This window comes from Rhodococcus artemisiae, from assembly GCF_036327795.1.
In the GTDB taxonomy this organism is placed as follows: domain Bacteria; phylum Actinomycetota; class Actinomycetes; order Mycobacteriales; family Mycobacteriaceae; genus Rhodococcus; species Rhodococcus artemisiae.
Window position 1 is genome coordinate 283,124 of sequence record NZ_JAUTXY010000008.1, and the last position, 12,427, is coordinate 295,550.

Below are 12,427 nucleotides of genomic sequence, written 5' to 3' on the forward strand. Positions count from 1 at the left end.
CGTCTCCGGACGTCCTGCCGACCTGCCCGGCGTGGAGTCGATGGTGGGTCTGTTCATCAACACCCTGCCGGTGCGGGTGTCGTTCGATCCCGACGAGCCGGTCGCCGAGTTCCTCGGTCGTCTGCAGAGCGAACAGGCCGCGCTGCTCGAACACCACCACCTCGGCCTGACCGACATCCAGCGGGCCTCTGGTCCGGCGGTGGCCTTCGACACCCTCACCGTGTTCGAGTCCTACCCGCTCGACGAAGAGGGCCTCGCCCAGCAGGCCTCGTCGATCGACGGTATGTCTGTCACCGGTGTCGGCACGCACGATGCAACGCACTACCCGTTGAGCCTGTTCGTTCACGTCAAGTCGGGAATGGAAGTCGAACTGCGCTACCAGCGCGCCCTTTTCGACCGCGACCAGGTGTCCACGCTCGTTGCCCGCTTCGTGCGCGCACTCGAGTCGCTCGCTGCGCAGCCCGAGAATCACGTGGGTGACATCGGGCTTCTCGACGCTGCGGAACTCGACCGGATCCTCCACGACTGGAACGACTCGGCGCACGAGCTCGACGCGTCGGCACTGCTCACCGACCGTTTCGACGCGCAGGCTGCCCGTACACCGGACGCTGTCGCTCTCGTCTACGAAGGTGTATCTCTCACCTACGCCGAGTTCGATGCTCGCGTCACGCGTCTCGCGCGACACCTGATAGCGCAAGGGGTCGGTCCGGAGTCGTTGGTGGGCTTGGCCATCCGACGGTCCCTCGATCTGATGGTGGGCATGTACGCGATCGTCCGGGCAGGTGGCGGCTGGGTGCCGATCGATCCCGACCACCCCATCGACCGTGTGCGGCACATCCTCGACACTGCCGATCCGGTGTGCATCGTGACCACGGCCCGCGACGAGTTCGAGGTGCCGTCGGATCTCGACATCCGGTCGATCGCCATCGACGTGCTCGACCTGTCGGACACCTCGTCGGCACCGATCACCGATGCGGAGCGGATCGCACCCCTGCGCCCCGACAACACCGCCTACGCGATCTTCACGTCGGGCTCGACGGGACGTCCGAAGGGCGTCGCGGTGACACACCGCGCAATCGTCAACCAGACGGAATGGATGCTGCACGAGTTCGAGATGACCTCGGACGACGTGTACTTCCAGAAGACCGCCACCACGTTCGACGTGTCGCTGTGGGGCTTCTTCATGCCGTTGAGCGTGGGTGCCCGGCTCGTGATCGCGACCCCGGACGGTCACCGCGACCCCGCGTACTTGTCCGAAGTCATCGCGCGCGAGCAGGTCACGATCACAGATTTCGTACCGTCGATGCTCACGGTGTTCGCAGCCCATGCCGACGCCGCGGAATGCCGCACCCTGCGCGACATCTTCGTGATCGGCGAAGCCCTGCCGCCGGAGACTATCGACGGCGTGCGCCGGATCAGCTCCGCGGACATCGACAACCTGTACGGCCCCACGGAAGCCGCCGTGTCCGCCACCTACTGGCAGGCGCCGGCGACGGGTTCGGTCGACGTGGTGCCGATCGGTGTCCCGGAATGGAATGTGCAGGCGTACGTCCTCGACGGCCGGCTCCGCCCGGTTCCCGTCGGTGTCCCGGGAGAGCTCTACCTCGCGGGTGTCCAGCTCGCACGCGGTTATGTGCGTCGCCCGGACCTCACGTCGGACCGGTTCGTCGCGAATCCGTACGGTGCGTCCGGCGATCGGATGTACCGCACGGGTGACCTCGTGTCCTGGAACGAGCAGGGCGAACTCGAATACATCGGCCGCACCGACTTCCAGGTGAAGTTCCGTGGCCAGCGAATCGAGCTCGGCGAGATCGAGACCGCGCTGCTTGCCCACGATTCGGTGAACCAGGCCGTGGTGCTCGTAGTGCAGACACCGACCGGTGACCAACTCGCAGGGTATGTCGTGCCGACACCGGGACGGAACATCGACACCGGAGAGCTCATCGACCACGCGTCGGAGATACTGCCCTCGTACATGGTGCCGTCTGCACAGGTCGTCCTCGACGAGTTCCCGCTCAACACGTCGGGCAAGCTCGACCGCAAGGCACTGCCGGCACCGACGTTCGAGGCGCGCGAGTTCCGTGCTCCGACGACACCTATCGAGGAGATCGTTGCGACGACCTTCGCCGATGTCCTCGGTGTCGAACGTGTCGGCCTCGACGACGACTTCTTCGCGCTCGGCGGCAACTCACTGATCGCGACGCAACTCGTCGCGCGTCTCGGAGCTGCGCTCGACGTTCGGATCCCGGTGCGGGTGCTGTTCGAGTCCTCGACGGTGCACGCGCTCGCGACGCAGACAGAGCAGCACTCCGGGTCGGCGCCCCGGGCACCGTTGGTGCCGCAGCAGCGCCCGGATCGGGTGCCGCTGTCGCTCGCGCAGCAGCGCATGTGGTTCCTCAACCGCTTCGATGCGACGTCGAGCGCCGACAACCTTCCTGTCGCAGTGCGTCTGACCGGCGCTCTCGACGCGGATGCGCTGCAGGCGGCCGTGCGTGACCTGCTCGATCGGCACGAGGTGCTCCGCACGATCTACCCGGAAGACGACGGTCGTCCCTACCAACAGATCCTGCCGGTGGACGAGGCGATTCCGAACCTCGACGCCGTGCAGGTCGACGAAGCAGAACTGCCCGCACGGATCCTGGAGATCGTGGGCACAGGGTTCGATGTGACCACGCAGGTGCCGTTGCGTGCGGTTCTGTACCGGGTGGGGGATGCTGCGGGCGAGCGAAGCGACGGGACGTCTGTTGCCGATCACGTGCTGGTGTTCGTCGTCCACCACATCAGTGCCGACGGCTGGTCGATGGCTCCGCTCACGCGTGATGTCATGGCGGCCTATGTGTCCCGCGCGGCCGGTGAAGAACCTGCTTGGGCTCCGCTTCCGGTGCAGTACGCGGACTTCACGCTGTGGCAACGTGAGGTTCTCGGCTCGGAGGACGATCCGGAGAGCCTGCTGTCGACGCAGGCACAGTACTGGAAGCGCGCGCTCGCCGGTGTACCGGACGAGCTGAACCTGCCGATGGATCGTCCGCGCCCGCCAGTGCAGTCGTTCGCCGGCGGCCGGGTCGAGTTCGCGCTCGGCGAGTCCACGCATCGTGAACTGGCGGCGCTGGCCCGCCGAACCGGCACGACCATGTTCATGGTCGTCCACACGGCGCTCGCGGTCTTCCTGGCGCGAATGTCCGACTCCGACGACGTGGCGATCGGCACACCGATCGCGGGCCGCGGCGAGTCCGAACTCGACGACCTCATCGGCATGTTCGTCAACACCCTTGTGTTGCGGAGCCGGGTCGACGCAGGTGAGCCGTTCACCGACCTGCTGTCGCGGGTCCGTGAGGCCGACCTCGAGGCATTCGCCCACGCGGACATCCCGTTCGAACGGCTCGTCGAGATCGTCGAGCCCGAGCGGTCGACGGCGCGGCACCCGCTGTTCCAGGTGGCCCTGTCGTTCGAGAACTTGCCGTCCGCAGGCCTCGAACTTCCGGAGTTGAGTGTGTCCGGGGTGCCTTTCGATGTGGACACGGCGAAGTTCGACCTGTCGCTCACGCTACGTGAGGGCATCGGGGAGGACGGCGCACCGGCCGGTATGTCGGCCGAGTTCTCCTACGCGAGTGCGCTGTTCGACCACGGTACTGTCGAACAGTTCGCGCATCGGTTCGAACTGCTGCTCGCCGGCATCCTCGCGGATCCGCAGGCGCCGGTCGGGGATCTCCCGATGCTCGACGCCGACGAGTCCGGCCGGCTCACGCACGTCCATGGGGATCACGTCGGTGCGGGCGGAACCCTCGCCGATATCCTCACGGCGGCGGTCACACTGGATCCGAACGCCACCGCGGTCCGCTATGAGGGGCGCTCGATCAGCTACCGCGAACTCGACGAGACCTCGTCGAAGCTCGCGCGCATCCTCATCGGACGGGGCGTCGGCCCGGAGGACATCGTCGCGGTGTCGTACCCGCGGTCGTACGAGATGGTCCTGAGCGTGTGGGCGATCGCGAAGGCCGGTGCCGCGCACCTCCCGGTCGACCCGACATATCCTGTCGACCGCGTGCGGTACATGCTGTCCGATTCCGGTGCGGTCCTGGGTATCACGTCTTCGAATTATCGCGACGGGTTGCCCGGGGACTCCGACTGGATCGTGCTCGACGACGCGGCGTTCGCGAGTGAACTCGACGGACAGTCGGAGTTGCCGGTGGGTGCCTCCGACCGGGTGCGTCCGCTGTCGCTGTTCCACCCGGCCTACGTCATCTACACCTCGGGTTCGACGGGCCGACCCAAGGGTGTCGTCGTCACGCACCAGGGTCTCGGAGGGGTGGTCGACACCGCCGTCGAGCTGTACCACCTGCGTGCCGGTCATCGCTTCCTGCACATCTGCTCGCCGAGCTTCGATCCGTCGGTGCTCGAGTGGATGGCGGCGTTCACGAGCGGCGCGACCCTGGTCGTCGTGCCGTCGACGATCATCGGCGGCCCGGATCTCGCGGAGTTGCTGCGCACCGAACGCGTCACGCACACGATCATCACCCCGGCGGTGCTCGGAACGATGGATCCGACGGGTATCGACAGCCTCGAGGTCGCGTCGGTCGGTGGCGACGTCACCACACCGGAGCTGCTCGCCAAGTGGGCACCGGGACGTAAGTACTTCAACGGGTACGGCCCCACCGAAACGACGATCATCTCGTCGTTCGCGCGGCTCGAACCGGGACGTCCGATCACGATCGGTCATCCCACGCACGGGGTGTCCGCACTCGTGCTCGACACGCGGTTGCGTCCCGTCCCCGAGGGTGTCGCCGGTGAGCTGTACATGGCAGGCGCTGCGCTTGCCCGCGGTTACCACGGCCGCAGCGCTCTCACCTCCGAGATGTTCGTTGCCAATCCGTACAGCCCGGACGGTTCACGCATGTACCGCACGGGTGACGTGGTGAGGTGGCGTGCCGGCGAAGATCGGCTCGAGCTCGAGTTCGTGGGGCGCAGCGACTTCCAGGTGAAGGTGCGCGGTTTCCGTATCGAACTCGGCGAGATCGACGCCGCCCTGGCGGCACACGAGACCGTCGACTTCGCCGCAACCCTCGGTCGTTCCACGGCGTCGGGTGCGACGGTGTTGGTGTCGTATGTGTTGCCTGCGGCGGGCCGGACTGTGGATGTGGCGGGGTTGACGGAGTTCGTGGCTCGGTCGTTGCCGCCGCATATGGTGCCGTCGGCGATCGTGGTGCTCGATGAGGTGCCGTTGACGCCGGTGGGCAAGTTGGATCGTGATGCGTTGCCGGAGCCGGTGCTCGAGGAGCGTGAGTTTCGTGCGGCCGGTAGTGAGGTCGAGGAGATCATTGCGGAGGTGTTCGCGGAGGTTCTGCACTTGGAGAAGGTGAGTGTGGACGAGTCGTTCTTCGCGCTCGGTGGTGATTCGATCGTATCGATTCAGTTGGTGTCGCGGGCGAAGGCTCGTGGTGTGGTGTTCTCGCCGCGGGATGTGTTCGAGCGGCGTTCGGTGGCGGGCCTGGCCGAGGTCGCAGTTCGAAGCGACGAATCCCAGGACCTCGTGCGCCTCGAGGAACTGCCGGGTGGCGGTGTCGGTGATGTTCCGTTGACGCCGATCATGCGTGAGGTGCTGGGCTGGCCTGGTGGTTTCGACCGGTTCTCCCAGTTCGTCTCCGTGACGCTTCCGCAGGACATCACTGCGGAGGTGCTCGAGCGGACGATCGGTGCCGTGGTGGATCACCACGACGCGCTGCGGTCGATCCTCGACCGTGACGGTGACGGCGCCACCTTCCGGGTACGCGCTGCCGGCGAGGTTGACGCAGGATCCCTCCTCACCCGTATCGAGGCTCCCGCCGACATCAGCGACGAGGACCTGACTGCTCTCGCCGGACGCGAGATCGACGCGGCACTCGGTCGTCTCGATCCGTTCGCCGGATCGGTGCTGCAATTCGTGTGGTTCGACTTCGGTTCGACCGAGCGTGCCGGTGTGCTCGCCGTTGTCGCCCACCACCTGGTGGTCGACGGTGTGTCGTGGCGAATTCTGTTGCCGGACCTCGGTCTTGCGTGGGGGCAGGTCGTCTCCGGGCAGGATGTACAGCTCGCCGAGGTCGGGACGTCGTTGCGTCGCTGGGCACACGGTCTTGTGGAGGCGGCGCCGTCGCATCGCGACGAACTGGGGCTCTGGGAGCAGATTCTCGAGGGACCCGACCCGCTGCTCGGCGAGCGGCCGTTCGATCCGTCCGTCGACACCGCGTCCACTGTCGAGCGATTCGACATCAGCGTGCCCGCCTCGGACACCGAGGCGTTGTTGACGTCGGTGCCGTCGTTGTTCCGTGGTGGTGTTGCGGATGGTCTGGTGGCGGCGTTGGGGTTGGCGTTGGTGCGGTGGCGTCGTGATCGTGGTGTCGAGTCGTCGTCTGCGTTGGTGAAGTTCGAGGGTCACGGCCGTGAGGAAGCGGTGGTGCCGGGGGCGGATCTGTCGCGGACGGTGGGGTGGTTCACGAGTGCGTATCCGGTGCGGGTGGATCTGTCGGGTGTGGATGTGGATGCGGCGTTTGCTGGTGGTGTGGCGGTCGGTGCTGCGGTGAAGGCTGTGAAGGAGCAGTTGCTGGCGATTCCGGACCGGGGGATGGGTTATGGCCTGTTGCGGTATCTGGATGGGGAGTCGTCGGTTCGGTTGGCGGCGGTGGCGAAGTCGCCGCAGGTGAGTTTCAACTATTTGGGTCGTGTGTCTGGTGCGGATGTGCCGGAGGAGTTGGCGGCGATCGGGTGGGCGCCGACGGACGCCCTCGGCAAGCTCGACGTGGTCCAGGACGCGGACATGCCGGCGAACGCCGCGGTCGATATCAACGCCGTGGTCAGCGACGGGCCGGACGGCCCGCAACTGGGCGCGAACATCGCGTTCCCGGAGGGACTGCTGGACCACGACGACGTCGACGAGCTCTCTGCGCACTGGATCGCTGCGCTGAGGGCACTCGCGCAGTACGCGACAGGGCCGGATGCGGGTGGTCTCACCCCGTCGGATCTGCCGCTGGTCGGCCTCGATCAGACCGAGATCGAATACTGGGAGCATCGCTACCCTGCGCTCGGCGACGTGTGGCCGCTGTCACCGTTGCAGTCCGGGCTGCTGTTCCACGCATCGATGACCGACGAGAGCCATGTCGACGTGTACACGATGCAGGCCGTGCTCGATCTCGAAGGCGCCGTCGACGCGGAGCGTCTGCGCGCTGCAGGCCAGGCGCTGCTCGACCGGTACCCGAACCTGCGCACTGCGTTCGTCACCGACGACGAGGGCGACTCGGTCCAGTTGGTGCTCGACGAGGTCGAGCTGCCGTGGAGGCGGGTCGACCTCACAGATGTGCCGGATGAGCGTCGCGAGGCGGAACTGGCGGAGGTGCTTGCAGCCGAGCAGGCCCGACGGTTCGACATGGAGACCGCTCCGCTGATGCGTTTCCTGCTCGTCAAGGAGGCCGACGATCGGTACCACCTCGCGGTCACGAGCCACCACATCCTGCTCGACGGCTGGTCGATGCCGCTGCTCATGCAGGACCTGATGGCCCTGTACGTGTTGCGTGGAGATCAGTCGCTGCTGCCCCGTGTCCGCTCGTACCGGAACTTCCTGTCCTGGTTGTCGGAACAGAATCGTGATGACTCCCTCGACGCGTGGGCCGATACCCTGCGCGGGTTGGAGGAGCCGACGATCCTCGCGCCGGTCGTCCGCGACGCGGACAACGACACGATCGCCAAGGTGTCGGTGCTGTACGACACCGAACGCACCGCGCGGTTGACCACGCTCGCCGGGCAACTCGGCGTCACGGTCAACACGCTCGTCCAGGCGGCCTGGGCGGTGCTTGCCGGCCGGCTCACCGGGCGGAACGACGTGGTGTTCGGCGCGACCGTCTCGGGACGCCCCGCCGACCTTCCCGGCGTGGAGTCGATGGTGGGTCTGTTCATCAACACCCTGCCGGTGCGGGTGAACGCCGACCCGGACGAATCGGTCGAGGCATTGCTCACGCGCCTGCAGGCGGAGCAGGCCGGGCTCCTCGATCACCATTACGTCGGCCTGTCCGACATCGAACAGCGAGCCGGCACCCCGATCGGTTTCGACTCGCTGCTGGTGTTCGAGTCGTATCCGATCGACCGTGAAGCGCTGTCCGACGCAGCAGGCTCGATCGACGGGATGACCATCACGGGGGTGGGTGTCGAGGACGCGACGCACTATCCGATCACGTTGCTCACCGTTGCCGACACAGCGATCGACTTCACGTTCAAGTATCTCGAGCGTTTCTTCGACGAGGCCGCGGTCTCGCGGGTCTCCGAGCAGTTCGTCCGAGTGCTCGACGCGTTCGTCGCGGACCCGGATTCTGCGGTGGGTGAGATCGATCTGCTCGGTGCCGACGAGGCGGCGCGCATCGTCGAGGAGTCGGGTCCGGTGACTCCTGTCGTCACGTCCGCGGCGCGCACGCTGGCGACCGTCCTCGGTGAGGTCATCGAGGAGGATCCGTCCGCGCCGGCTCTGGCGGTGCCGGCGGACGCCGCAACCGGTGAGGAAGGACGCGAGTTCTCGTACCGAGAGCTCGACGAGCGGTCGTCGCAGCTTGCACGTGTGCTCATCGGACGCGGTGTCGGCACCGGCGACGTCGTGGCCATCGCGATGCCGAGGTCGGTGGCTTCGGTGGTCGCGCAGTGGGCCGTGGCAAAGACCGGTGCAGCCCTCGCGATGGTCGATCCGCAGCGGTGGGACACCACCCTGCCGGCGGGTGCGGTGCGGGGCTTGACCGTCGACGCCGTGACGGTCGGTGAGACTGTCGGGGACTGGTTCGTGGTCGACGACGAGGACATCGCGCGAGATATCGCGGCGATGCCGGCGGATCCGGTCACCTACGCCGATCGTGTGCGTCCGGTCGAGCCGTCGGATCCGGCGGTTGTCCTCGATTCACGGACGCTGTCGAACGGCGAGCTCGTCGACCTGCTCGCGAGCCTGCGGGACCGGTACTCGATGACCTACGAGTCCCGGAGCGCGGCGGTCTCGCGCGCAGGGATCGACGGCGAGGGAGCGAGGGCACTGGCGCTCGAGCAGTTGCTCGTCACTGCGACCGGGGCCGTCGTCGTGTTCGTGCCCGAGGGTGTCGTGGATGGTGAAGATCTCGACGGTGTTCTCTACAACGAATGGGTCACGCACGTCCATCTGCCGGCGTCGTCCCTGCAGACACTCGAACCCGGTCTCGATGACCTCGCAGTGGTCGTGGTCGTCGACGAGGCTCCGGCAGGAGTACTCGCACAGTGGCGGAGTGCACATCAAGTGCATATCGCTTCTGACCAGCACTGATGCGCGTGGGGCCGCCCGTAGGTGGCCCCACCGTCCTTCGCCTGCAGGCGGCGAGTCGGGCCGACGGTAACGTCGAAGCTGCCCGGAGAGATCAAATCAAGAGGCTACTAACGGGTAAGGAATGCTCGCCGATCCGGATGACTATGCTGGCTCGGTTCGCGTCAGGCGAGCTTCGAGGTACCGAAAGCGAAGGGTGTGGGCTTTTACATGCGTTCACGACATGACGGCGGCTCGGATGGCGTTACTCCGATGAATGCCCCGCAGTCGGATGAGCCGCAGCCGACGGTACCCGAATCGAGCGCCCAGCGTCCGACCGAAGACAACGCCGGTCGCACCACCGATCGCGGTGGCGGCCGCGCCCCCCGTGCCCCCCGCGCTCCACGGGCCCCGCGCGCAGAGCGCCCGGCCCGCGGTGAACGTCGTGGTGGGCGTGGTCGGGGTGTGGTGTTGTCGCAGTTGTTGGTGTCTGCGGTGGAGTCGTGTGGTGATGCGGTGGCGGTGGTTGCTGGTGGGCGGTCGTTGTCGTATCGGGAGCTCGATGAGTGTTCGTCGCGGTGGGCGCGGTGGTTGATTTCTCGGGGTGTGGGTCCGGGGGATGCGGTGGTGGTGGCGGTGCCGCGTTCGTTGGAGTCGGTGGTGGTGTTGTGGGCGGTGGTGAAGTCGGGGGCGGCTTTTGTGCCGGTGGATCCGGGGTATCCGGCTGAGCGTGTGCAGTTCATGGTGGCGGATTCGGGTGCTGTGTTGGCTGTGACGGTGTCGTCGGTGGTGGATGTGGTGTCTGTGTCGTGTCCGCCTTCTGTGCCGGTGGTGGTGTTCGATGATGCGGGGTTGGTGTCCGAGGTGGGGGGGTTGTCGTCGCGTCCGGTGTCGTATGCGGATCGGGTGCGGTCGGTGGAGTCCTCTGATGCGGCGTGGATGATTTATACGTCGGGGTCGACGGGGCGTCCTAAGGGTGTGGTGGTGTCGCATGCTGGTGTGGCGCCGTTGATTTCGGCTGAGCGTGAGCATTTCGGGGTGGATGGGTCGTCTCGGGTGTTGCATGTGTGTTCGCCGAGTTTCGATGTGTCGTTGTTGGAGTTGTTGGTGGGGTTTTCGGCGGGGGCGTCGGTGGTGGTGGCTCCGGCGGGTGTGGGTGGTGGGCCGGAGTTGGCGGAGTTGATTGCGGCGGAGCGGGTGTCGCATGTGTTCATGACGCCGGGTGCGTTGGGGTCGATGGATCCGGTGGGGTTGGATTCGTTGTCGACTGTGGTGGTGGCGGGGGAGGCGTTTACGCCGGAGTTGGTGCGGCGGTGGTCTGTTCCGGGTGTGCGGCGTTTTTTCAATGCGTATGGTCCGACGGAGACGACGATTTTGGCGACGAGTTCGTCGGAGTTGGTGCCGGGTTCGCCGGTGTCGATCGGGTCGGCGATTGCGGGGGTGGGGTGTTTTGTGCTGGATGAGCGTTTGCGTCCGGTGCCTGATGGTGTGGTGGGGGAGTTGTATGTGGCGGGGGCGCAGGTGGCGCGGGGGTATCACGGTCGTGTGGGGTTGACGTCGTCTCGTTTTGTGGCGGATCCGTTTTCGTCGTCGGGTGGGCGGATGTATCGGACGGGGGATGTGGTTCGGCGTGGTTCGGGTGGGGTGTTCGAGTATGTGGGGCGTAGCGATTTTCAGGTGAAGGTGCGGGGGTTCCGTATCGAGTTGGGTGAGATCGATGCGGTGTTGGCGTCGTTGCCGGGGGTGGGTTTTGCGGTGACGGTGGGGTCGGTGTTGGCGTCGGGTGAGTCGGCGTTGGTGTCGTATGTGGTGTCGGAGTCGGGTGTGGTGCTCGATTCGGGTGTGGTGCGTGAGCAGGTTGCGGGGGTGTTGCCGGGGTATATGGTGCCGGCGTTGGTGGTGGTGCTCGATGAGGTGCCGTTGACTCCGGTGGGGAAGGTGGATCGGGGGGCGTTGCCGGAGCCGGTGTTTGCGGTGCGGGAGTTTCGGGCGCCGCGGTCGGTGTTGGAGGAGTCTGTGGCGTCGGTGGTGGCGTCGGTGTTGGGGGTGGAGCGGGTCGGTTTGGATGATTCGTTTGTGGATTTGGGGGGTAATTCGTTGGCGGCGACGCGTGTGGTGGCGCGGTTGTCGTCGGTGGTGGGTGTGCGGGTGCCGGTGCCGGTGGTGTTCGAGTCGGGGTCGGTGGAGGAGTTGGCTGCCCGGATCGGGGCGTTGGTCGAGTCCGACGAGCCCGCCATGGGCGGCGCATTCGACATGGTCATCCCACTCCGCGGCGGCGATCCGGAGCTCGACTCGGTCTTCTTCGTGCATCCGGTGGTCGGACTTGCCTGGAGCTTCGCGGAACTGGCGAAGTACGTGCAGGAAGGGCGGCCCGTCTACGGGCTCCAATCACCCGCATTGTCCGGTACCGAGGCAATGCCCCGATCCATCGACGAATGGGCCCGGCTCTATGTGTCCGAGATCCGCCGCCTACAGCCTCGTGGGCGTTACCACCTGGCGGGGTGGTCGATGGGCGGTGTGATCGCCCACGAGATGGCCGTGCAGTTGCAGCGCGACGGGGACGAGGTGGCGTCGTTGATCCTGCTCGACACGCAGGTTCCGGCTCCGTTGGAGGCACCCGTCGATGTGGAGCAGGTTGCCCTCGCGGCATTGCAGGGCGGCGTCGACCTAGGTCTCCGCGGCGCGGGCGCATTGGTGTCGGATATCACACGGGAGCTGGATGCGGGCGCCGCCGGGGTTCCCACGACGACAGATTTCCTCGACGGAATCGCATGGTCGTTCGACGTGCTCGCCCACCACCTGCCGGGTCGGTTCTCGGGGGATCTTCTCTTCGTGGCGGCGCGGGGATCGGAACCGGGAGCGGATCATTCCCTTCTCGACTGGACCCCGTTCGTCGCGGGTGAGGTGCACCGCTGTGAGGTCCAGGTGTCCCACTGGGAGCTGACGGGACCCGACGCGTGTAGGGTGTTGGGTCCGCGCATCGCGGCATGGACCACTGTTCACGAAATGTCCGAATTGTTCTCTGTTTCAGTTGAAATCAAATAGTTCAATCATCATTCAACTGGAAACGACAGTGTTCTCATGTAAGACTCGGAGGCGGTCGGTGTGCGTGACCCGGTTTGTCGGGGGCCTCGTTCGCGCAACAACACTCGTCCC

2 protein-coding genes (1 of these 2 only partly in view) are annotated in these 12,427 nt (G+C 66.3%); both read left to right on the forward strand.

What is annotated here, in order from left to right:
* A protein-coding gene (locus tag Q7514_RS18625) for a non-ribosomal peptide synthase/polyketide synthase (RefSeq protein ID WP_330134737.1) crosses the window boundary here: on the forward strand, positions 1–9,295 show its 3' portion. It extends 20,570 nt beyond the left edge of the window; 9,295 of the gene's 29,865 nt are visible here — the last part of the coding sequence; its start codon lies beyond the left edge, outside the window; the stop codon is at positions 9,293–9,295.
* A 207-nt stretch (positions 9,296–9,502) separates the two neighbouring features.
* The gene (locus tag Q7514_RS18630; RefSeq protein WP_330134738.1) at positions 9,503–12,316 is read left to right on the forward strand and encodes an amino acid adenylation domain-containing protein; all 2,814 of its coding nucleotides are present in this window, start codon (positions 9,503–9,505) and stop codon (positions 12,314–12,316) included.
* Positions 12,317–12,427 lie beyond the last annotated feature (111 nt).